This is a genomic window from Pseudomonas sp. 5Ae-yellow (assembly GCF_014077575.1).
Taxonomy (GTDB): domain Bacteria; phylum Pseudomonadota; class Gammaproteobacteria; order Pseudomonadales; family Pseudomonadaceae; genus Halopseudomonas; species Halopseudomonas neustonica.
Map to the genome: position 1 here is coordinate 1 of NZ_JACGWE010000032.1, position 21082 is coordinate 21082.

General features: G+C 59.0%; 23 protein-coding genes. 5 read left to right on the forward strand and 18 right to left on the reverse strand.

The window, feature by feature from the left end; genetic code table 11:
* Positions 1-1068 precede the first annotated feature (1068 nt).
* A complete protein-coding gene (locus H4J77_RS15165; RefSeq protein ID WP_182249244.1) occupies positions 1069-1848 on the forward strand; it encodes a DUF4394 domain-containing protein in 780 nt (259 codons plus the stop codon).
* Positions 1849-1991: 143 nt separating this feature from the next.
* On the opposite strand, the gene H4J77_RS15170 is transcribed toward H4J77_RS15165, so the two are convergent.
* From H4J77_RS15170 to H4J77_RS15210, 9 genes are all read right to left on the reverse strand, one after another.
* Positions 1992-2543, reverse strand: a complete 552-nt coding sequence (locus H4J77_RS15170; RefSeq protein ID WP_182249246.1) for a hypothetical protein — start codon at positions 2541-2543, stop codon at positions 1992-1994.
* Positions 2544-2548: 5 nt separating this feature from the next.
* Positions 2549-2884: a hypothetical protein gene (locus H4J77_RS15175; RefSeq protein WP_123888898.1), complete on the reverse strand. Its 336-nt coding sequence runs from the start codon at positions 2882-2884 to the stop codon at positions 2549-2551.
* Between the two features lie 50 nt (positions 2885-2934).
* On the reverse strand, positions 2935-3471 hold the full coding sequence (locus H4J77_RS15180; RefSeq protein ID WP_182249248.1) for a zf-TFIIB domain-containing protein: 537 nt from the start codon (positions 3469-3471) through the stop codon (positions 2935-2937).
* 77 nt (positions 3472-3548) lie between these two features.
* A complete protein-coding gene (locus H4J77_RS15185; protein ID WP_182249250.1) occupies positions 3549-3845 on the reverse strand; it encodes an excalibur calcium-binding domain-containing protein in 297 nt (98 codons plus the stop codon).
* Positions 3846-4172: 327 nt separating this feature from the next.
* On the reverse strand, positions 4173-4916 hold the full coding sequence (locus tag H4J77_RS15190; protein ID WP_123888895.1) for a sulfite exporter TauE/SafE family protein: 744 nt from the start codon (positions 4914-4916) through the stop codon (positions 4173-4175).
* 7 nt (positions 4917-4923) lie between these two features.
* A complete protein-coding gene (locus tag H4J77_RS15195; protein ID WP_123888894.1) occupies positions 4924-5709 on the reverse strand; it encodes an SDR family oxidoreductase in 786 nt (261 codons plus the stop codon).
* Between the two features lie 242 nt (positions 5710-5951).
* Complete coding sequence (locus H4J77_RS15200; protein WP_182249252.1) at positions 5952-6881, reverse strand: SDR family oxidoreductase; 930 nt, start codon at positions 6879-6881, stop codon at positions 5952-5954.
* Between the two features lie 3 nt (positions 6882-6884).
* On the reverse strand, positions 6885-7829 hold the full coding sequence (locus tag H4J77_RS15205) for a bile acid:sodium symporter family protein (RefSeq protein ID WP_182249254.1): 945 nt from the start codon (positions 7827-7829) through the stop codon (positions 6885-6887).
* Positions 7826-9154: an NAD(P)/FAD-dependent oxidoreductase gene (locus H4J77_RS15210; protein ID WP_182249256.1), complete on the reverse strand. Its 1329-nt coding sequence runs from the start codon at positions 9152-9154 to the stop codon at positions 7826-7828. The genes H4J77_RS15205 and H4J77_RS15210 overlap by 4 nt, the downstream gene beginning before the upstream one ends.
* Before the next feature lie 104 nt (positions 9155-9258).
* Here H4J77_RS15210 and H4J77_RS15215 point away from each other — a divergent pair, with 104 nt between their 5' ends.
* Both H4J77_RS15215 and H4J77_RS15220 read left to right on the forward strand, forming a co-directional pair.
* Positions 9259-10233, forward strand: a complete 975-nt coding sequence (locus H4J77_RS15215) for an AraC family transcriptional regulator (RefSeq protein WP_123888890.1) — start codon at positions 9259-9261, stop codon at positions 10231-10233.
* A 192-nt stretch (positions 10234-10425) separates the two neighbouring features.
* Positions 10426-10788, forward strand: coding sequence for a hypothetical protein (locus tag H4J77_RS15220; protein WP_123888889.1), 363 nt, complete (start codon positions 10426-10428; stop codon positions 10786-10788).
* 9 nt (positions 10789-10797) lie between these two features.
* Here the strand turns inward: H4J77_RS15220 and H4J77_RS15225 are convergent, their stop codons facing one another.
* From H4J77_RS15225 to H4J77_RS15265, 9 genes are all read right to left on the reverse strand, one after another.
* Positions 10798-11190, reverse strand: a complete 393-nt coding sequence (locus H4J77_RS15225) for a globin (protein WP_123888888.1) — start codon at positions 11188-11190, stop codon at positions 10798-10800.
* A 223-nt stretch (positions 11191-11413) separates the two neighbouring features.
* Positions 11414-11896 (reverse strand): nucleoside deaminase, encoded by a 483-nt coding sequence (locus tag H4J77_RS15230; protein WP_182249258.1) that lies wholly within the window; start codon positions 11894-11896, stop codon positions 11414-11416.
* A gap of 58 nt (positions 11897-11954) precedes the next feature.
* Positions 11955-12746: an ABC transporter permease gene (locus H4J77_RS15235; RefSeq protein ID WP_123888886.1), complete on the reverse strand. Its 792-nt coding sequence runs from the start codon at positions 12744-12746 to the stop codon at positions 11955-11957.
* Positions 12727-13479: an ABC transporter ATP-binding protein gene (locus tag H4J77_RS15240; RefSeq protein WP_404940789.1), complete on the reverse strand. Its 753-nt coding sequence runs from the start codon at positions 13477-13479 to the stop codon at positions 12727-12729. The genes H4J77_RS15235 and H4J77_RS15240 overlap by 20 nt, the downstream gene beginning before the upstream one ends.
* 36 nt (positions 13480-13515) lie before the next feature.
* Positions 13516-14511 (reverse strand): ABC transporter substrate-binding protein, encoded by a 996-nt coding sequence (locus H4J77_RS15245; protein WP_182249262.1) that lies wholly within the window; start codon positions 14509-14511, stop codon positions 13516-13518.
* Between the two features lie 265 nt (positions 14512-14776).
* Entirely contained in the window at positions 14777-15727 is a 951-nt protein-coding gene (locus tag H4J77_RS15250; RefSeq protein WP_182249264.1) for a DMT family transporter, read from the reverse strand.
* Complete coding sequence (locus tag H4J77_RS15255; RefSeq protein WP_182249266.1) at positions 15724-16524, reverse strand: ABC transporter permease; 801 nt, start codon at positions 16522-16524, stop codon at positions 15724-15726. Before H4J77_RS15255 ends, H4J77_RS15250 begins: the two co-directional genes overlap by 4 nt.
* On the reverse strand, positions 16521-17396 hold the full coding sequence (locus H4J77_RS15260; RefSeq protein ID WP_123888881.1) for an ABC transporter ATP-binding protein: 876 nt from the start codon (positions 17394-17396) through the stop codon (positions 16521-16523). Before H4J77_RS15260 ends, H4J77_RS15255 begins: the two co-directional genes overlap by 4 nt.
* Positions 17397-17479: 83 nt before the next feature.
* Positions 17480-18502, reverse strand: a complete 1023-nt coding sequence (locus tag H4J77_RS15265) for an ABC transporter substrate-binding protein (protein WP_123888880.1) — start codon at positions 18500-18502, stop codon at positions 17480-17482.
* Between the two features lie 368 nt (positions 18503-18870).
* Between H4J77_RS15265 and H4J77_RS15270 the strand changes: the two genes are divergently transcribed.
* Both H4J77_RS15270 and H4J77_RS20410 read left to right on the forward strand, forming a co-directional pair.
* Positions 18871-20073 carry an amidohydrolase/deacetylase family metallohydrolase gene (locus H4J77_RS15270; RefSeq protein ID WP_182249268.1) on the forward strand — a complete coding sequence of 401 codons (1203 nt, stop codon included), beginning with the start codon at positions 18871-18873 and terminating at the stop codon, positions 20071-20073.
* Entirely contained in the window at positions 20070-20939 is an 870-nt protein-coding gene (locus tag H4J77_RS20410; protein ID WP_404940788.1) for a rubredoxin, read from the forward strand. The genes H4J77_RS15270 and H4J77_RS20410 overlap by 4 nt, the downstream gene beginning before the upstream one ends.
* Positions 20940-21082 lie beyond the last annotated feature (143 nt).

Sequence of the window (21082 nt, forward strand, 5' to 3'; positions counted from 1 at the left end):
GTCAGGTGCTCACTATTTAAGCAATGTGTTACCTATGTATTTGAATAGAACTGTTACCCATGTTCTTGAGTCGTACACACCCCACCAAGCTGGCCTTCGGCTTCTCTGCGTTACTCGGTGTTGAGCGGCTGCGCGGAAACTCGTCGCTGCGCTCCTCAGACAGTCCGCCCCGCTAATCGCTCAACCCCTGCGTTACTCGACAGCTTGGAAGGGGGAGTAAAGGCCAGAGATCGGAGTCCTGTCGGGCTTGGTTACTTCGCACAAACTTGCACACCAAAACCCACCGCTGCACGGACTGAATAGTCCCATCTGAGCGGGCGAGTAGCGCAGAGCTGCCGGGGAAAAGGTCCTCGCGGTGTCTGAGCGAAGCGAGTTTGCGAGGACCCCCGGCAGCTTGAGCAACGCAGCGAACCCGAAGGGCCGCGCAGCTGGGTGCCCCGGGGGATCGCTAAGGGGGGATGGGCAAGCATTCCCCCTTGGCTCGCCTAAGGGCGAAAGCGGAAATGAGCCAAGCGCACATGTCTTGAATGATGAGTGGTCCCAATAGCCAAACATGGACAAAAACCGCAGCGGAGGCGATGAAAGAACGGAGATCCAGTCCTGTCGGGCTTGGTTACTTCGCACAAACTTGCACATCAAAACCCACCGCTGCACGGACTGAATAGTCCCATCTGAGCGGGCGAGTAGCGCAGAGCTGCCGGGAAAAGCTGCTCGCGGTGTCTGAGCGAAGCGAGTTTGCGAGGGGCCCGGCAGCTTGAGCAACGCAGCGAACCCGCAGGGCCGCGCAGCTGGGTGCCCCGGGGGATCGCTAAGGGGGGATGGGCAAGCATTCCCCCTTGGCTCGCCTATGGGCGAAAACGGAAATCAACTAATCACTCAATCTCCAAGCATCGCTCGCTGCCAGTGTTCACCACAGGTTCTGAAAGGCTCTTCACACAATCCCAGAAAATTTATTTTCATCCCCCGACATCCAAACCCAACCCTCGCGGGTATTAGCTAGTAGGTGACTTACAGAGCACCCAGCTGGATGGGTCAAGCCCATCACCACATGACTGCGAGGAATCACAGATGAATACTTTTAATAAACTAATCCTGACCACCTCACTGACACTGGCCGCCGGCACTGCCAGCGCCGCCCAATTGCTGGCCCTCGGTGAAGACGGCATGCTGCACAAGATCGATACCGACACCTTGAGTGTAACCGTCAGCATGCCGGTTGAAGGCGCCAGTGACCTGCGCGGCATCGACGTCCGCCCGGCCAACGGCATGCTCTACGCATTGGGCGGCGGCACCCAGCTGTACACCATTGATGCGGCCACCGGCCAAGCCACCGCGGGCGCGATGCTGAACTCTGCACTGCCCGGTAGCGAGCATGCGGTGGTCGACTTCAACCCCAAGGCGGATCGTCTGCGTTTGCTGGCCGTCGATGGCACCAACTTCCGTGTGAATGTTGAGACCGGTGAAGTCGCTACTGATGGCAGCGTGGCTTATGCCAAAGATTCCGAGCACGGCAGCATGATGCCGAAAGTGGTTGCCGGCGCGTACACCGATTCCTTTGCCGGGACTGAGAAAACTGAGCTTTACACCGTCGATCTGGCTACCGGCATGCTGATGCTACAAAACCCGCCGAACGATGGCGTGCAGCAACCCGTCGGTGAATTGGCCAAAGGCCTGGACGCTGCCGCCATGGACATCGCCAGCGACGGCAAGGGTGGCAACACCGCTTATGTGCTGGCCAACGGCACTCTGCATACGATCGATCTGAACACCGGCACACCCACCTCGTTGGGCATGATCGCTGACCTGCCAGAGGGCATTATCGACATCGCGGTATGGCCTGAAATGTAATACGGCTGTTGCGCTGAAACAGAAACCCCGCGCCGTTGCGCGGGGTTTTTAATGCTTCTAGTTAGCCTTTTGATCGTTCCCACGCTCCGCGTGGGAATGCAGTTCAGACGCTCTGCGTCTACTGCTGCCACAACGCACGCGCACTATTCAGCAGCCGTCAGCTCCGGCATTTTGACGCCCACCAGTCGGGTGCTGAAATCGTGCTTGAAGTTGTAGTCACCCACGTAGGCTTGCGCGATCTTGCCAGACCATTCGATATCGAACGTGGCGGGGCCGGTGCGGATAAACTTGATCTTGTGCTGGGCTGCGGCATCGTGACCGAGCAGGTAGATGTGAAAGGCGAAGTCGTCCCAATCTTCTATAGCGTCGGGGTGCATATCCACTTCTAGCTCCAGACCGTCGAGTAGGGCTTCAGTGTACTCAGCCTCTGGGCAGACCTTGAAGCCGCCGTTGTGCCACTCATTGGTCGATAGTGTGCATCTGTGATAGTTGCCCCAGACGATGGGAGCTTGCCAGTCGCTGTCGTATTCCGCATCTTCGCCATCGTCGATATCACGTTCAGCGTAGTAGTCGTCGGTTTCCAGATGAAAATGAAACCAGACCATGCCCTCGCGTACCTCGGCAGTCCAGGAGAAATGCTTGACGGCATGGCCTTCCGGCCAAGGGTTGTTCTTGAAGTAGATTCGGTTATCCATGGCGGTTACTGAACAACTTTTGTCAGGCGCACGCCATCGACCACCATCTGCCACTGACCATTGTTCAAATGGGGTGGTTCAGTCACATCAAAGGTGGTGGTGAAGGGGCCAATGCCAACCACAAAATCGTCACCCAGAAACTCCTTTACCTGGCTGTTGAGCGAGGTGGTTCCGCCGTTTTTCAGGCGTTTATAGGCGACGGTGCCGTCAGTCAGAATAAGCAGGGCCATCTCGCTGCTTTGCCATTCGCCAGCGTAAGCCATCTTCTCTGGGGGCAAGGGATCTGCGCAGCCGGTGATAAGCGCGGCCAAAAACACAACAATCAGTACTTTAAACTTCATAAGACTCTCTATCGGGTGGGTATTGGTTGGGTTGATGACGCCAACCGGTGTTACTCAACGGCCAGAAATTGCACAATCGCGGCTTTATTCGGGTGATTGCTGAGCCACTGTCGGGCGGCTATGGCGCGCTCGGTATCCTCTTCGCCAACCACTTTTTTTAGCCGCTCTATGCGGGCCAGCTCGGTTTGTTCCTGGCGCACCTTGCGCTGCCATTGATCGCTAAACACGCTGGGCAATTTGTTGGCCAGCGCCAGGGATTTGAGTAGCTGCCACTCGCCGCCATCGAGCCAGGCTTCATCACAACCGCTGCAGAGATCGATCCGGTTATTGAGCGCACCGGTCACCGAATACTTGGTCATCAGTCGGGCGCACTTGGGGCAGCTCAGGGCGGTTTTGCTATCGGCGTCCTGCACTACCTCGCTGTTGTAGTCGGCGTCGCTGGTCTCCAGCGTTACGCGCTCGGCCCAGTCACGGTAATACAACAATGACAGCAGCGAACCCTCGCATGAGGTGCAGCCCATCACCGGTAAGCTGTCATCCAGCTTGGTGGGTTTGAGGTCCATGTTTTTACATTTTGGGCAATGCATTCAAACTCCTGTTGTGCGTTGGGATGAACAACCTGGCACTGCCATTGCGCCGCTGCGCCAGGCGGACCCGGGGTCGGCTAGAACCGTGAGTCGTTCTCGCAGGGTATACCGTCGCGGTCGCCATCCATTTTGGTATTGGGGCAGTGCCGGGTAAAAAACTCGGCCTCTGCGCGCGACCGCATCTGGCTGCAGTGCTGCCGCCCGTCGCAACTGAAATTGGGTTTCGGTGGTGTGGGTGTGACGCGGCTGCTGGATACCTGGCTGGTGCCACTATCGCCGTAACTCGTTATCGTCGGAGTCTGTGGCTGCAGTTTTTCGGTATAAATTTTCCAGCCGGCAAAAGCCAACAGGATGACAAACAGTAACTTTTTCATGCGTTAATCCAGCGATGTTTGAGCGGTAGTAAGAGTGGCGTTTGGCATAGCGGTCGCATGCGTTTCATCCGGGTAGCAAAACCGGACGGCGCATTGTCAGTGCCAAAGGTTGAACGGGGTAAGTGTCTTGCACGGCGACAGCCAGGCATCCATGCCTCCAGTAAGGGGACTGCGTAACTGCAGTTAGCTGGATAGTGCCGCCTGGCGAGGAGCTTGCCAACTGGTTTTTGGCTGCGTGTCTTGGCGTGTGACCGGTTGCCGATTTTGCGCGGACGAGGATGGTGAACAGGCCCGCGCCTTAACAAAAGACTCGAACCTGTGCACGGATTAGAGCACTGCCTTACCCAGCAGTAACGCGCCTGTCACCAGCAGCAAGCTGTAAATCATCTGCCGAAAGCGCTGTTCGTTCAGGCGGTGATGCAGAAACTCACCCAAAAGCACACCGATGACCAATAGCGGCAGGTAGCTGGCGATGCGCGGCAGGTTGGGTAGCAGACTGCCGTCGAGCAGAAAGAGCACCGTCATGCTGCCGTTGAGGCAGAACCAGACGCTGATCAGGGTGGCGCGCAGTTTGCTCTTGTCCAGCGTGGTGCCGGCCAGGCCATAGACCAGCAGCGGGCCGCCGGACGCAAACAGGCCGTGGGTGACGCCGGCGCCCAGCGTGAGCAGGCGGCTAAGCCAGCGCGGATGTGCTTCGCTGTTGAGTCCTTTGAACATACGCCATAGTTCGCGCCCAGCGAACCAGAGCACCAGCACGCCAAACAATGCCTTGAGCAACTGGCCGTCGAGCCAGGGGCGCAGACCGTAGCCGAGCAGCATACCGATGAGCATCAAAGGCAGAATCAGCTTGAGCAGCAGCGACCATTGAATGTGCTCGCGGTTACGCCACGCCAGGTAGCCACTCATGCAGATATTCAGCGGCACCAGGACTGGCAACATGGCCGGGATAGGTAGCAGCAGCGCGCCGAGCGACAGGGCGATGACGATGCTACCGAAACCGGTGATGGCTTCTATGGTGTAGGCCAGCAGGATGAAAACACCCAGCCAGATCCAGGGGTCTAACAGGCTCATGAATGACTCATCTCAGGTCTCCGGCAAAGCGTTTGCGTACCTGACGCAGATACAGCGCCGGGGCGAAGCGCCAGAGCAGGCTGCCGAATTTCGACACCGGCTCGGGCAGCAGCCAACGTTGCCCGTTTGCGAGCGCTTTGTCGATCAGCTCGACCATCCATTCCGCGCTGCGCATGCCGCCGACCATGGAGCGCGCATGGCTGGCGGGCTTGCCATCCTTACCCAGAGCGTTGTGCTCGATGGGGGTATCGAGAAAGCTGGGATAGACCATCAGCACATGGATGCCGTCGGGCTCCAGCTCCAGCCGCAAAACCTCAAAGAACTGGGTCAGCGCGCCCTTGGCGGCGCAGTAGGCGGCGCGCCCCGGCACTGGCATCCAGCCCGCCATGGAGCCGATGCAGACAATCTCGCCGCGGCTGGCGCGCAGCAGCGGTAGCGCGGCCATCGTCAGCTCGACCGGGCCCTGCCAGTCTACGGCCATGATCTTGCGAAACACCGCCGGATCGGTCTGGTGCGCTGGCGAGCGATGGGTGATACCGGCGTTATTGACCAGCCGATCCAGCCGGCCAAATTGCTGCTCGGTGGCCTGGATCAGTTTTTGGATGTCGTCGGCGTTGGTGATATCGGCAACCACCGCCAGCACCCGTTCGGGCGCGTTGAGTTGCGCCTCGCGCTCGGCCAGCAGATCAGCGTTGATATCCGCCAGTACCAGACGGTGCCCGGCGGCAAACCACTGCTGGGCCATAGCCCAGCCGAGGCCAGAGGCAGCGCCAGTGATCAGAATCGTTTTCATGGGTGGCTCCGTTGTTTTTTTTATTGGGCGGGGCTTCAAGCCGCAAGCCGCAAGCCGCAAGCCGCAAGCTCAAAGCTTGAAGCTTGAAGCTAGAAGCTAGAAGCTAGAAGCTAGAAGCTAGAAGCTAGAAGCTTAACCCCCAACCTTAACCCGCTTAGCTCTCACTCCAGCGCCGGTAGTTGTGTGCTCAGACCGCAGGCCGCAATGGTTTTGCTTCCAGCTTCCAGCTTCCAGCTTGCACGCTAGCGCCTAAGCCCCCGCGCGTTAACAAAAAACTCAAAGGTTTCGGCTGAGGTTTTTTGTAGCGGATAGCCAAACTCGTCCTTTAGCCTGCGGTTACTGAGTACTGGGCGGTAGCGCAGAAAGTTGATCTGCTCGGGGCCGGTCGGTTTGCCCAGCCATTTGGCGACCTGCAAAGCGGCTTTGAGCACCCAAGGCACGAGTGTCAGGGTGGGCTTGTTCAGGCGCCTGGCGATCTCGTGCAGGGTCAGGGCGCCATCACCGGCCATGTTGTAGATGCCGTGCTTGTCTTCGCGAATACCCATTTCCATGGCGGCGAGTACGTCCTGATCCCAGATAAACACAAAGGGCGAGTCGCTGCCCTTGATGGTCAGTATCCGTTTGGCTTCAAACAGGCCGGTGATCTGGTTGCGCGTCTCGCTACCGAGCACGGTGCCGGGGCGGAAGATCAGTTGCTGCAGCTCGGGATGCTTGCTGCGGAAGCTGGCGAGCAGTTCTTCCACCTGGCGCTTGTGATCGGAGTAGGCAAACTCGGCGTTGCCGCGAATGGCGTCGCTCTCGTCGATCCACTCCGGGTTATCGGCGTAGTAGCCATAGGCGGCGCCGGAGCTGGTGACGGTCAGGTGTTGCACGCCAGCCTCGATGCAGGCGTGCAGCACATTGCGCGTGCCGTTAACGTCGATATCAAAGTCGCGCGCGCGGTCTTTGGAGGCCTGCAGGATGGACGCCAAATGCACCACGTGGGTGATGCCGTTTTGTTTCATCAGCGCGCCCAGCTCGTGATCACGAATATCCATGATCTGCAGCGGAAAGTTCACATCATCGCGGCTGCGCAGGTCGGTACCGATAACATGAAAGTCCTGCGCCAGTCGGTTACCCAACTGGTGGCCGATATAACCGGCGGCGCCGGTAATCAGAATGCGTTTGCTCATGGCTTACTGACTCTGTTCTGCGCCGCGCTGGGCGGCAAGCTGTTGTAGATGGTCTTCGCGGCGGCTCTGATAGGCCCAGATCTGCGACAGGGTCAGCCCGGAGACCAGATGCCAGGTGCCCCAGAACGCGGTAATCAGCATCATGCCGCCGGCATTCGGGAAGAAGGTAAAGAGGATCACCAGCCCCAATCCCGAGTTCTGAATGCCCACTTCCATGGTCACGGCGCGGCGGTCGCCTACCGGCAGCTTCATCAGCCGCGCCATGGCGTAGCCCAATGACAGCGCCAGCAGGTTGTGCGCTACCACCAGCCAGAAGAAGCTGTTGAAGCGTTCGATGAAGAGGTCGAAGTTGTTACTGAAGGCAATGCCGACAAAGCCGAGAAACACCAGCAGCGAGACGATGCGTAGCGGCTTTTCACTGCGCAGCGCCAGCGCTGGCCAACGCTTACCGCTGAGCATGCCCAGTACCAGAGGCAAGGCCAGTACCAGCAACACAATCAGCAGGATGCTGCCCGGTTCCAGGCTGATCTGCGTGAGGTACTCGCGGGTGTGCGGGTTGAGCCACCCGTAAAAGGCGAAGTTGAGCGGTGTGAGCACGGTGGCAACCAGGCTGGAGACCGCCGTCATACTGACCGACACCGCCACATTGCCCTTGCCCAGCCAGGTCATCACGTTCGAGAAGCTGCCGCCGGGGCAGCAGGCCACGAGGATCATGCCCAGCGCCAGTTCGGGATCGATGTTGAGCACCCAGGTCAGTAGACAGGTGGCCAGCGGCAGCAGCAGAAACTGCGCAAACAACCCGGCCAGGGGTGCGACCGGCGCTTTGATGATGCGCTTGAAGTCCTCCAGCTTGAGCGTCAGCGACACACCAAACATCATGGCCGCCATGATGATGTTGAGCAGAATCAGGCTGGCCGGATCAAACTGGATCGGCAGTGGCCCGCTCATGTCGCCGCAACCGGCTCGGGCGTGCTGGCTTGCAGTTCGGCCTCGAGCGCGGTGATGTGCTGATTCAGCGTCCCGAGGTAGGCGTCCTTGTTGACGTAGTAGGCCATGCGCGCCAGCTTGATGTAGTCATAGCCACCATCCAGATTGCTGGTCGCCTGCTGGCGCTTGGTTTCGGCAAACTGCAGTGCGGCCGGGCTGCATTGCTGGCGTTGATGGATATAGAGCGCGGCCAGCCGCGCCTGCTGATTGCGCCCTTCCCAGCCGAGGCCGGCAGCTTCAATCATGCCCATCATGAACAGGTTGTCGTACTGCGGATGGAATACGTTCATATACAGCTGCGGTGCATCAACTTGTGCTGGCCAGTTGAGGTGCTTGCGGTCGATAAAGGGGTAGTCGAGCTGATAGCCCGTGGCCAATAAAATCAGGTCGTATTCGCCGCTCTCGCCATCAACAAAGCTGACCTTATTGCCTGCCATGCTGTTGATATCGCGGCGCGCCTTGATATCGCCATGGCCCAGGTGGTGCAGAATCAGCGAGTTGACCACCGGGTGCGACTCGTACATCCGGTAATCCGGATCGGGCAGGCCATAGTCGGAGGGCTTGCCCATGATCATGCGGATCATGGCCGCATCGACTCGCTGCTTGAGCTTGCGCGGGAGTTTGAGTTTGCCGCCCAAGGTATCGGTTGGTTTGCCCTTGATGAATTTGGGTAGAAAGTAATAACCCCGGCGCAGGCTCATATCGACTGACTTGGCGTGGTGCACGGCGTCCACGGCGATATCTGCCCCGGAGTTGCCGCACCCAACGATCAGTACGCGTTTGTCTTTAAATACTGAAGGGTCGCGGTACTCGCTGGAATGCATTATCCGCCCGGCAAACTCGCCGGGCAGCTGCGGCTGGTTGGGGGTGTGCAGGGTGCCGTTGGCAATCATCACGCCAGCGAAGTGCCGGCTCTGTTGATGGCCATCGCGCTCGGTGGTGATCTGCCAGCCGCCATTGTCCGGCGTGACGCTGAGTACGCGGGTATTGAATTCGTAGTGACGGGCCAGATCAAAGTGCTGTGCGTAATCACGAAAGTAGCGCTTGAGTTCACTGTGATGCGGATACAACGCGACGCTGTCGGCCATCGGAAACTCGGCGAACTCGGTCATGCGTTTAGAGGAGATCAGGTGCGCCGTCTCGTACATGGTGCTGTGGGGGTTGTCGATATCCCACAGGCCGCCGACGTCATTGTTCAGCTCCAGACCAATGAATGGGATGTCGAGCTTCTGCAAGTTGCGAGCCGTGGCCAGGCCCATGGGACCGGCGCCGATAACAGCGTACATGGGGTGTGCTCCAGATTGAGTCATTGTTGTTATGATGTTGAGTCTAGCCAACTGCCCGCCGTGCGTAACGCACCAAACGGGACAAGGAACCGGCAATTCACGCCATGCCAAGCGATCAACACAGCGTCACACCACTTTATGCGCAAGCTCTGCTGCAGTCGGCTGAACGCCATGGCGTTGCCCTGCCCGCTCAGCTTTGCCAGCGTCTGCGATCCGGCGAGCGCATTCCTTTGGCGTTGCAGGATGAACTGTGGGAAAGCTATTGCGCGCTGATGGCTGATCCGCTGGTAGGGTTGCGGCTGGGGCTGGATATCCAGATTGGCCACCTCGACAGCGCGGGCATGCTGTTGGTGACCTGCGACACCCTGGGTGAAGCCTTGGCTGAGCTGGTGGAGTACGCCCCGGTGATAGGCGCAGGTGGCGAGTTTCAGTTGCTGCGCGAAGCGGATCAGGTGGCTATCGACTATGAGCCACATCTGGCCGTGCGGCAGGCCGAGCGAGTCGAAGCAGCGCTGACGGTGCTGCTCAACCTTACTCGCTGGGCAACCGGCGGACGCTTTCAGCCCAGCGGTATCTGGTTGGCGCACGCGCCCTTGGCCTTAGCGACCGAGTATCAGGCGCTGATTGATTGCCCGCTGCATTTTTCCGCGGGCTGCAATCGCATTACCTTCAGCGTTGAGCAACTGGAGCTACCGCAGGTTCAGGCCAATAGCGCGCTGCGTGATCACCTGCGTCAATTGGCCGATCAAACCCTTGCGGCGCTGGGGCAGCACAGCCTGACTGCCGAGGTGCAGGCCTTGGTGCGCAGCCATCCGCGCTGGGGCAAGGAGCGCATTGCTGAGCAGCTGGGTCTCAGCGGTCGCCATCTGAATCGCAAGCTGGCCGAGGAAGGCTTGTCGTTCAAGGCGCTGCGTGAAAGTGTGCTGCAGCAGATGGCCTGTAGCGCGCTGCAGGGGCGTCAGAGCGTAGCGCAGATTGCCGAGCAGCTCGGCTTTTCCGATGAAAACGCCTTTGTGCGCGCCTTTCGCCGCTGGCAGGGTGAAACCCCTGCGCGTTACAAGGCTGCCTTGGCGCGTTGAGCGCAGTGGCTTGCATTTAAATCTGGCTGGCCTATGGTAGAGGCCTGCACCACAACCGAGTCAGATCATGTATTGGTTTTACCCGCTTCGCGATAGCCTACTCGCCTTCCTGAATTAAGCCGGGACGGTTTAACCGTACCCGGCGTTTCCCTCTTATTTTACCTAGTGATTTTCTGTCAGAGAGAGAAGGACATGTCGTCTATTGTCGATGTGAAGCAGCCATTACGCAGCCTGGCGCAGCACAGCACTGCCTGGAACAAAACGGGGCCAAGCGAGTTGGCCAGTGTGATTGGCAAGCTGGAGTTGCTGGAGCGTGATCTGGTGACGCTGCGCGCACGCGTAGGCAGCGACTTATTGCTGCTGGATATGAATACCCAGGATTTGATCGAGCTGCGACTTGGCGAGCGCAGCTGCAGCGCTGATGCGCAGGTGTCGATCTTTTCGCCTCTGGGCGCCCGCCTGCTGGCGGCTCGCCCAGGCGATATACTCAATCTGGGCGGTTTCAGCGGCGGGTATCGGTTGTTGCTGGTGCGCGTCAGTGCACCAGCAAACTAGGGCTGCTGCCTAGTAGCCCGCCTGCATGATCTCGATGCCCTTGCCCAAAACCTCACGCCAGGCCTTGATGGTGCCATCGTTGCAATCACGGTCGTGCTGACTAATAGTGCTGATCAGCGCCTCTATCCAGTAGTGATAGAGGTGCGGCTCAATATTCATCTTCTCGCGTGAGTGCGACTTGGCCAGCGCCTGCAGTTTGGTTGGCGGTAGACCGCGTGCAAATAGCACCAGATTGAGGATGCCCTGGCGCAACAGTAGCTTCTGTGCCGGCATGTCGGTGTTCTTGAACTTGGCCGCGACATCAGGCGACGAGCTGAGAAAGGTACGGTAGAAGTCATCGAAAAAGACGCTTACTGCACAGCAGCGTCCATAGCTTTGCATTACGGTATCAGCGGAACTCATCGGGTGCCTGTCATGCTGGGGCCTGAGGCGGCCATATTTTTGCGGAGCGCAATCTTACCAGTTTGTAAGACTGCGCACTGCGATGGTGCAAAAAAACCTTAGTCCGATTAGCTCTCAGAGATAAGCCAGAAGGCGCAAGCTTGACGCCTCCACGCCTGCTAGACCGGTTGCGCGCTGGCCGATGGCGAGCGTGAAGTAGTCAGCTAAACGCCCGCCGCGCAGATCAGGCTTGCCAGAACTTGACGTGTACCTGCGCGGACTCTTCTTCCAGCAATGGGCCAACCACCTCGACCTTGCGTTGACCGGCGGCAAACACCGTACGGCACGGCAAATCCAGTGTCGGATTTTCCGGATGGTTGCCGGTGAGTTCTTTCAAGCGCTTTTCGCTGGCGCCATACACCACGCGCCCGACCCCGGCCCAATACACGGCACCCGCGCACATGGCGCAAGGTTCGGCCGAGGTATACATGGTGCTACCGGCCAGAATCTCTGGCGAGTAGGTAGTGTTGGCGCGGGTCATCAGCACGCGTTCGGCGTGACCGGTCATGTCTTGCTCCGGCAGAAAGGCGTTGAGCTGCTCCATCAGCACCTTGCCGTCGGCATCGACGAGGATGGCGGCAAAGGGATGGATGCCCTGCTGGGCGGCTTGTTCTGCCAGGCGGAAGCTTTCGCGCAAAAACTGGGTGTCGCGTTCGGTATGACTCACAAAGATAATCCTTTTAACTCGGGCCGGTTCAGGCGGCGCAGTGGCCGCCGGTAGTGGGTTATTTTTTCTTCGGCAGGCTCCAGGCGAAGAAGATCTGCTGGGTCCATTGCACCGACTTGAACAGCAGCAGGCTGACGGCGGCAAGGAAGAACAAGCCAGCAAAGGCCTGTGGAATCTTGAAGAAGGAGGTAGAGAACTGGATGAAGTAGCCCAGGCCTTCTTCGGCGGCGACAAACTCGGCCACTACCGCGCCGATGATCGCCAGCGTAATAGCCACCTTGAGGCCGCTGAAAATATGCGGAATGGCGTAGGGAATCCGAATCTGCCAGGTTTCACGGCGCAGGGGCGCATCCAGCGAGCGGCTCAGTTCAATCAGCTCTTCGGGCGTTTCGTTGATTCCGGTCGCGGTGGAGACTACCAGCGGGAAGAAGGTCAGCAGGCAGGTAATCAGCACGCGCGAGGGGTCGTCCGAACCCATCATGACGATGATCAGCGGGGCGACTGCGACCACCGGCGTTGACTGGATTACCACCAGCAACGGGTAGAGCGTGCGCGACAGAAACTCTGAGCGCATCATTGCAATGGCCAGCGGAATGCTGATCACGATCGAGAGCGCAAAACCCATCAGCGCCACGCGCAGGGTAGCCCACAGGTGCATCATCCAGCGGCTGAACTCGACATCAAAAAAGGCGCTGAAGATGGCGGTCGGTGCTGGCAGCACGTAATTGGGCAGCGAGAATACTCGGCAGACCAGTTCCCACAACACGATCAGGCCAACGAAAAACAACCAGGGCGATAGATTCAATAACAGCGCACGGCGCGCTGCGGCCTCAGTGGGCGTCTGGCTCATAGATATGATTCCTTATGCGGTCAGTCAGCTCGCTGAAGCGGGGATTATTGATGGTTTGGGTATTGCGCGGTCGTGGTAGATCGATGTCGATCAGGTCGAGCACGCTACCGGGTCGCTTGCTCATGACCAGGACGCGGTCGGCGAGCAACACGGCTTCGGAAATCGAGTGGGTAATGAACAGCACCGTCTTCGGTTGTTCATCCCATATTTTCAGCAGATCGAAACCAATCTGCTCTCGGGTCATGGCATCCAGCGCGGAGAAGGGTTCGTCCATCAGCAGGATGTCGGGATTGAGCAATAGCGCGCGCACAATACCCACACGCTGCTGCATACCGCCGGATAGTTCGTCCGGCATCTTGTCGGCGAAGGCCTCTAATCCGGCCATCGCCAATAGCTCGTTAGCGCGTTTCTCGTCCTGCGCGCCGTAGCGGCCGAACTTGTGCTTGAGCGGAAAGAGCACATTTTTGCGAACGCTCAGCCAGGGCAATAGGGTCGGCTTTTGAAACACGATGCCAACGTCGTCACGGGGGCCGTTCACCTTTTTGCCAAATACGCTGACGTCACCTTCGCTCGGCACCAGCAGGCCCGAGACCATACGCAGCAAGGTGGACTTGCCGCAACCGGAGGGCCCTACCACCGCCACAAATTCGTGGCGGTTGATGTCGAGGTTAATGTTCTGCACCGCCATCGGGCTGCCGGGCGTGGGATCGTAGCGATGTCCCACACCCGTCATGCGCACGAAAGCGCGTTCGCTTTTGTGCTCCATGACTTACTCCGCTGCCGGCATGAAGTCGCGGTTAACGATGCTTTCCGGGTCCAGTGCGTCAGCGCTCAGCTCGTTGGCCTTGGCCACCCACTCCCAGGTTGTAGCGATACGCTCAGGTGTCATGGTGCCCAGACCGTCGGCTTCGCTGATCTCGTTGAAGCTCAGTGGCATGGAGTCGCCAATCTGTGCGGTGGCCACTGCTGCATCCACTTCCGGCACCATGGTGTGCAGATCGGCAGCAGCCAGATCCGGGTGCTCGTTGGTGAAGCGCAGGGATTTATCGAAGGCACGCATGAAGCGCTTGGCCACGTCCGGACGCTCGCTGAGGAAGCTGTCGCTGGCAACCACGGCGGAGCTATAGAGCGACAGACCGGCGTCTGACCAGCGAATGACGTTGATATCCTTACCCGCACTCGCGGCCTGCTGCTTGAACAGGGCGATATTGGTGACCCAGGCGATGATGGCGTCGGTGTTGCCGGTCACCAGCATGGGGCCGAGTGCGCCGGGATCGGACTTGGTCAGAGACACGGCATCAGCGGGCAGGTCATTGGCTCCCAGCACCAATGGCAGGAAGGCGTTGGAGGAGGTGAACGGTGAGGTAGCCACCTTCTTGCCAGCGATATCACTGAAGTTATTGATGCCGCTGTCGCTCAGTGCAAAGAAGGCATGTGGGCCCTGGTTGAAGATCATGTAAACCGCGCTGACCGGTACGTCGTCCTGCGCGCGGGCCGCCATCAATGCACCAATGTCGGCGCTGCCGATATCCGCCTGGCCGGTGGCGATCTTGGTGATGGCGTCGGTGGAGCCGCGACCGCTGGCGACGCTGACTTCCAGGCCTTCATCGGCAAAGAAGCCCTGCTGGATGCCGGTATACACTGGCGCTTTATCACCGCCTGGCAGCCAGTCGAGTTGGTAGGTTACTTCATCGGCTGCCGCTGCAATCCCGCTGGCAGACATGGCGATGACCATCGCCAGAACGCCGGACGCTTTCTTTAACATAGTCTTTCTCCAAAGATAGTGTGTCTGGTTTATAACCTGACCACTTGGGCAGGTTTTAGTGATCAGGAGCAATATGCGGGCCAGCTTGTATTTTTTGCTGCGCAATTCGCTGCAGGGCGCGTAAAGCGGGGGTGTGGCAGACGGCAGTCAATCAGGGATGTGAGTGGCAGGACCCACGTTGTGAAGCGTCTGTGCGCTTTATTGGTGCGGCGCACAGACGCGGGGCGCGACCAAAGCGCGTCGCGCTGGGTAGGCCATCAGCCGTTCAGCTGCTGGAGGACTGTGCCGCTCGCCGAGTGCGTAATGCTTGGCGGCGGTCGGCCAGACCCACGATCAAAATGCCGGCAGCGATCAGCGCGAAGCCACTGAGGTCGGTACGGGTGGGTTGTTCGTGCAGAAACAGGCTGGCCGTAATTAGCCCGACAGCAGGCACGGCGGCAGAGCTGAGAGAGAGACTGACGGCCGGCAGCGAACGGATCGCCGCGACCTGTGCAGCAACGCACAGCCCTGACGCGACTGCGCCGCTGAAGAGCAACTGCCAGGCAAAGGCTGGCTGCCAAATGATCTCGGCAGAATCTTCAAAATAGAGCGCGATGGGCGTCAGGACCAGCACCGACATCAATACCTGCCACGGAATCAGCGCCATTACATCACCCTGCCAGTGGTGCTTGCGCACATGCACCAGACCGACCGTCCAGATCAGGGTGGCGAGCATGATCAGGCCGCCGCCCACGAACACATCGGGATTGTCCCAACCGATCGATAGCGGGTTGAACACCGTGAGCAGCCCACTCAACCCCAAGCCAACGCCCAACGCGCGTGGCAGGGTAAAGCGCTCGCCGAGAAACAGGGCGGCAGCCGGTACCACCCAGATGGGCGTGGTATAGGCGAGAATCGCGGCGCGCCCGGCTGGCAGATATTGCAGGCCGAGGGTGACCAGGGAGATAAACGCCATATTCTGCAAAATGCCGACCGAGAACAGCACCGGCCAGTCGGCGCGCGGTGGCAGGCGTAAAACGCCCATCGCGGCGGCGATGCTGAACATGGTGATGGCGCCCAGCGCCATGCGCATGCTGGTAAATAGCAGCGGCGGGCTGTTCTCCAGACCCAGTTTCAGAATCGGGAAGTTCAGCCCCCAGGCCAGCGCGGTGAATCCGAGCAGCAGGTAACCCAGCCCCCAAGCGTAAGTGTGCGAGGCGGGGTTGCTGCGACTCAATGTTCTACTTCCAGCGCGCTCTCGTGCCAGTTACGCAGCGCCCGGTCCGATAACCAGACCATGATCCCAAACAGCGCGATACCGGTCAGGGTGATCAACACCAGAGCGGCAAACATGCGCGGAATCTGCAAGTTGTAGCCGGACTGCATGATGAGATACGCCAGGCCAGCCTTGGCACCGCCGGTGCCCGCCACAAACTCGGCCACCACGGCGCCAATCAGCGCCAGACCGCAACTGATGCGCAGGCCACCAAAGAAGTAGGGTAGCGCGCCGGGGATACGCAGGCGCAGCAACTCCTGCCAGCGGCTGGTGCGGTACATACGGAACATGCTGAGCAGGTTGGGATCAACGCTGCGCAGGCCCAGGGTGGTGTTGGAGATGATCGGAAAGATAGCGATGATCACCGCGCACACCGTCAGCGCCCAGGTGGTGTCGTCTACCCAGATGATGATCAAGGGCGCGATAGCCACCACCGGCGTGACCTGTAGCAAGACTGCGTAGGGAAACAGGCTCAGCTCAATCCATTTGCTCTGGATGAACAGCAGCGATGCCGCGACGCCCAACACCACGGCAATGACGAAGGCCAGCAGGGTGATCTTCAGTGTCATCAACAACGCATTGAGCAGGGTTTTCCAGTCAGTGATCAGCGATTTCACGATCTCGATTGGCCCGGGCAGTATGTACTTGGGCATCTCGTAGGCAACCACGGCGATCTGCCAGAACAGCAAAAACAGAATGCCCACCAACAGCGGGGCGGCGATTTTAACGAACTGTTCGTTTTGAATCAGCGGCTTCATGCGCGTTGCTCCTGATCCGCACCCATGGCACTCGCCCGCTCCAGTGCCTGCGACACCTGGCGGCAGTAGCCGGCAAACTCGGTCGACACGCGGAAATCGGCGTTGCGTGGGAAGGGTTGATCGATCTTGATGTCATCGACGATACGGCCAGGGCGCGCGGCCATGACCACTACGCGGCTGGACAGGTACACCGCCTCGTAGACACTGTGGGTGACGAAAACAATGGTCCAGCCATTCTTTTGCCAAAGCTTGAGCACGTCATCGTTGAGCTTGTTACGAGTCATCTCGTCCAGTGCGCCGAAGGGTTCATCCATCAGCAACAGGTTTGGCTCGGTAACCATGGCGCGGGCAATCGAGGCACGCATCTGCATGCCGCCGGATAGCTCGCGCGGGAATGAGTTATCGAAACCGCTGAGGCCGACCATCGCCAGAGCCTGGTCAATCTTCTGCTCGGTTTCAGGGCCGCTCTGGTGCTCCAGATCCAGTGGTAGCCGCACGTTTTTGCGCACCCTTGCCCAGGGCATGAGCGTAGCGTTCTGGAATACAAAGGCCAGTTTGCGACCCTTGTCGCCCACCACGCCGTAGTCCTGCTCCCAGAACTTGATAGTGCCGCTGGTAACGTCGCCGAGCCCGGCCATGATGCGCAGCAAGGTGCTCTTGCCACAGCCGGATGGCCCCAGCAGACTGACGAATTCGCCCTGGCGCACGGTCAGGTCGGCGCCCTTTAGCGCGACAGTGCCATTGGCGTAGATCTTGTTCACACCTTCAACCTGCAGTACCGGACGGCCGTTGGTCGCGCCTGCCTTTACGGTGGGCTCCCCAGCCGGATCGGCTGCGGCAGGTTTTAGGGGGGTGACTCTGGAAGAGGTCATCTTTTACTCCCGTGGGTAGCCGCTTGGCGCGGGCTACCCTGGTTCTTTAAGGGTTCGACGAATGGCGGTTACCGGTTCAGCGTTTAAGGCAGAACGGGTTCCTTGGGCAGATAATCCAGGCTGTACACGTCATGGATATCGAGGTCTTCGTCGACCAGGCCGGCCGTCAGCATGAAGTCGTGAATCTTCTCCCAGCGGGCATCTGTCATCACGCCGATACCGCCTGCCGCTGCGTCGCCGCCGGTGACCAGGCCGTAGGCCTTCATTTTCTCGATGCCGTAGGCGATCTGCTCATCGGTCATTTCCGGGTTGGCTTCCTGAATCAGCGCATTGCCGGGTGCCGGGTTTTGCAGATAGCTGGTCCACCCTTCCATACTCGCCTGGACAAAGCGGCGCACGAGGTCAGGATCTTCGTCGATCATCTTGTCTGTGGTTTCGATGGTGGTGGCATAGGCGGGGTAGCCGTAGTCAGCCAGCAGGAATACCGAGGGATTCACGCCCGCTTTCTCCATCGCAAAAGGCTCGGAGGACAGGTAACCCTGCTGCACTATGCTGTCATCAGCCAAGAAGGGCGCAACGCTGAAGGTGTAGGGCCGAATCATGTCATCGGTATAGCCGTATTTGGTTTTCAGCCAGGGCCAGAAGGTGGTGTGCGCGAAGGCAGCAATGTAGACCGGCAGGCCTTCTTCCTTGATCTGCTCGAGCGATTTGATGTTGGAATGCGCGATCAGTGCCTGCGGGTCGCCCTGAAAGGCAGCAGCAACGGTTTTCACCGGCAAGCCTTCTTCTACGGCCTTGATGTTGCCAATCGGATAACCCATGGAGAAATCGCGCTTGCCAGCGACCAGCAACTGCATGCCGTTAACCTGCGGACCGCCCATCTCGATGGAGACATCCAGACCGTACTTCTCGTAAATACCGGTCGCTTTAGCTTGGTAAAAACCGCCGTGCTCGGCCTGGGCGAACCAGTTGGTGCCGAATACCACTTCATCCAGATCCGCCGCCATGACAGGCGAAGCAAGGGTGCCAGCGACCGCCAGCGAACCGGCCAGCACGGACAGATTGCGCTTGGCCGAAGACATCAGAGGGTTACGTGTATCGTGCATATTCACACTCCAGAGGATTTTATTTACTGACCATTTATTCAATATTTATTGGAGAGCAAGCAGCGTGCCACATGGCTGAAAGCGCTGTTTTTCCATTTCTCGATCAATTGGTCAGGAAATTTATGCACTGGATTGCGACGATTTGGCGCATCGCTGCACTCTGATTGCACACGCGATGGCGCTTGGGTTGAACAGATTGCCAGGCCAGGCTACCAATCCGCCAACTGGTACAGAACGTGCTTTATGAATAGCAGGGAATTTCCGGGCCGAGAGAACCTCCTGGATCAGACTCCTGAGTCAAGATGACGCTCCTCTGTCATAACGCCGCCCTGGTGTACGGTTCTCGTCTTCCGTGAAGAGGAATAGCCATGTCTGCGCAAAACGCATATCTGGTGTTGCAAGGTGGCCGGGTGCTCGACCCGGCGTCAGGGCTGGACGCTATAGCCGATGTTGTGGTGCAGGACGGCGCCATTGTAGAGGTGGGCGCCAACGCTGGCGCCAAATACCCCGGCGCACAGATCAAGGATGTCAGCGGCCATCTGGTCACGCCTGGTCTCATCGACATTCACACTCACTGCTATCCGGGCCTGGGCGACTTCTGCCTGCCCACCGACCTGATGGGGGTGGATTCCGGTGTGCCGGTGATTGTCGATGCCGGCACTGCCAGCACCACTATCATCGAGTTGGCGCGTCGCGCCATCATCGATCACCCGGACACCAAGACCAAGGTGCTGGCGCTGATGGACCCTTCGCAGATCTATCTGGCCAATAAGACCTTTATCTGCCATTACCTGCGTATCGCCGACGACGAGCGCAATATCGACATCGAGTCGGCCAAACAAGTAATCGACGCCAACCGCGATGTAATCGTCGGGTTCAAGGTGCGCCCGACTATTACCACCAACCCGGATCGCTCGCCCTTCCTGGATGCTGCGCACGAGATTGCGGGTGATCTGCCGATCATGATTCACCTGGGCTCCTTCCCGCACACACCGGTGCTGGAAACCAATAAGCTGCTGTATCAACTGCGCGAGGGCGACATCATTACTCACGCCTGCCGTGGTGGCGGTGGTCAGTTGGATGACAAGGGTGAGCCAACCAAGCCGTTCATTGATGCCTACGAGCGCGGCGTGCTGCTGGATATTGGTCACTCCGCCGGTGACTTCCACTTTCGCACCGCGCGCCGCATGATCGAGCGCGGCTATCTGCCCAATACCATTTCTACCGACCTCAACGTGTTCAACGTAGACGGCCCGGTGTTCTCGCTGTCGACCACTATGTCGAAAATCTGGGCGTTGGGCGTGCCGCTGGTTGATGTAATCAAGATGAACACGGTGAATGCGGCCAAGGCAATTCGCCGCAGTGATCTATACGGCGAGTTGAGTGTCGGGCGTTCGGCGGAAGTGAGCGTGCTGCGTATTGAAGAAGGCCCGGTGAAGTTATCCGACGGGCACGAAACCATCGAGGCCAGCCGCCGTTTGCGTGCGGTGGGTTGTCTGCGCGGTGGCGTCTGGTACGACGCGGTACATGATCTGAAAGGCGTAACGGCGGAACTCCAGGAGGCGGTATGAATATGCTCGCTGAAAGCGCCGCGCCGACGCTTGACTCGGTGCAGTTCTATGATCAGCTGGTGGCGGATCTGACCGCACGGCGTGACGAGCTGTCAGAAGCGGAAAAGAGCTTTGGTGGTTATGCACCGCTGGGCCGCGAAGAGTTAATCGAGTGGCTGCAGTTTCAATGCTGGTATGAGCGCGAAGCGGCTGGGTTTATCGGTTCCTGGCTGCGAGATACGCCGGAGTCGGAAGTCTTTATCGGCCTCTGCCGGCAGGTCGCGGATGAGGGCAAACACTACAAGCTATTGCTCTCGCATCTCAAGACGCTCGGTGCCTCAATGGAAGGCTGGCAGCCGGAGCCTGAATGGGTGGCATGGGTCAGCGAGTTCTACGCGGCCGGAGACGATACGCTGGAACGGGTGGCGGCACACAACATCACCGGTGAGCTGGGCGCGATGAATGCTTTTGAAGGGCTATTGCCTCGGGTGCCGGAAGCTACCCAGCAAATGCTCGGCAAGATCATCCCTGACGAGAAGTTTCATGTATCGCTCGGGCGCATGGCGGTGCAGCGTTTCGCTACCACGGCGGAGCGCCAGCAGCGGGTGACCAAACGCGCCTGGGATGCTTTTGAACTAGAGCAGAAAGGCCGTTTGGCGTTTGAGCGACGCCTGCGTGAGAAAGGCGTCGTGGCGGAGGCTGCTCCGGTAGTGTTTGAAGATAAGCCGCAGTGGGTCTGTCAGGTGTGTGGCTGGATTTACGACGAGACCGTCGGCGATCCGGATTCCGGCATCCCGCCGGGTACCCGCTTCGAGGACATTCCGGATGACTGGATGTGCCCTGAGTGTCTGGTGACCAAGGAGGACTTTGTATTGCTCAGTGTGTAAGTGAGCGGACATAAAAAAGGCGGCCTTCGGGTCGCCTTTTTTGTTTGCGGTGGGTGCTCGGCCTGGGATGCATTCGCGGGTTGATCGTTCCCACGCTCCTGCGTGGGAATGAATCCCTCGACGCTCCGCGTCTGTCCCTGCTA

Bases quoted from the DNA above. Each gene is read 5' to 3' on its own strand.
- H4J77_RS15165 (WP_182249244.1), top strand. From the start codon at position 1,069: ATGAATACTTTTAATAAACTAATCCTGACCACCTCACTGACACTGGCC.
- H4J77_RS15170 (WP_182249246.1), bottom strand. From the start codon at position 2,543: ATGGATAACCGAATCTACTTCAAGAACAACCCTTGGCCGGAAGGCCAT.
- H4J77_RS15175 (WP_123888898.1), bottom strand. From the start codon at position 2,884: ATGAAGTTTAAAGTACTGATTGTTGTGTTTTTGGCCGCGCTTATCACC.
- H4J77_RS15180 (WP_182249248.1), bottom strand. From the start codon at position 3,471: ATGCATTGCCCAAAATGTAAAAACATGGACCTCAAACCCACCAAGCTG.
- H4J77_RS15185 (WP_182249250.1), bottom strand. From the start codon at position 3,845: ATGAAAAAGTTACTGTTTGTCATCCTGTTGGCTTTTGCCGGCTGGAAA.
- H4J77_RS15190 (WP_123888895.1), bottom strand. From the start codon at position 4,916: ATGAGCCTGTTAGACCCCTGGATCTGGCTGGGTGTTTTCATCCTGCTG.
- H4J77_RS15195 (WP_123888894.1), bottom strand. From the start codon at position 5,709: ATGAAAACGATTCTGATCACTGGCGCTGCCTCTGGCCTCGGCTGGGCT.
- H4J77_RS15200 (WP_182249252.1), bottom strand. From the start codon at position 6,881: ATGAGCAAACGCATTCTGATTACCGGCGCCGCCGGTTATATCGGCCAC.
- H4J77_RS15205 (WP_182249254.1), bottom strand. From the start codon at position 7,829: ATGAGCGGGCCACTGCCGATCCAGTTTGATCCGGCCAGCCTGATTCTG.
- H4J77_RS15210 (WP_182249256.1), bottom strand. From the start codon at position 9,154: ATGTACGCTGTTATCGGCGCCGGTCCCATGGGCCTGGCCACGGCTCGC.
- H4J77_RS15215 (WP_123888890.1), top strand. From the start codon at position 9,259: ATGCCAAGCGATCAACACAGCGTCACACCACTTTATGCGCAAGCTCTG.
- H4J77_RS15220 (WP_123888889.1), top strand. From the start codon at position 10,426: ATGTCGTCTATTGTCGATGTGAAGCAGCCATTACGCAGCCTGGCGCAG.
- H4J77_RS15225 (WP_123888888.1), bottom strand. From the start codon at position 11,190: ATGAGTTCCGCTGATACCGTAATGCAAAGCTATGGACGCTGCTGTGCA.
- H4J77_RS15235 (WP_123888886.1), bottom strand. From the start codon at position 12,746: ATGAGCCAGACGCCCACTGAGGCCGCAGCGCGCCGTGCGCTGTTATTG.
- H4J77_RS15240 (WP_404940789.1), bottom strand. From the start codon at position 13,479: ATGACGGGTGTGGGACATCGCTACGATCCCACGCCCGGCAGCCCGATG.
- H4J77_RS15245 (WP_182249262.1), bottom strand. From the start codon at position 14,511: ATGTTAAAGAAAGCGTCCGGCGTTCTGGCGATGGTCATCGCCATGTCT.
- H4J77_RS15255 (WP_182249266.1), bottom strand. From the start codon at position 16,524: ATGAAGCCGCTGATTCAAAACGAACAGTTCGTTAAAATCGCCGCCCCG.
- H4J77_RS15260 (WP_123888881.1), bottom strand. From the start codon at position 17,396: ATGACCTCTTCCAGAGTCACCCCCCTAAAACCTGCCGCAGCCGATCCG.
- H4J77_RS15265 (WP_123888880.1), bottom strand. From the start codon at position 18,502: ATGCACGATACACGTAACCCTCTGATGTCTTCGGCCAAGCGCAATCTG.
- H4J77_RS15270 (WP_182249268.1), top strand. From the start codon at position 18,871: ATGTCTGCGCAAAACGCATATCTGGTGTTGCAAGGTGGCCGGGTGCTC.
- H4J77_RS20410 (WP_404940788.1), top strand. From the start codon at position 20,070: ATGAATATGCTCGCTGAAAGCGCCGCGCCGACGCTTGACTCGGTGCAG.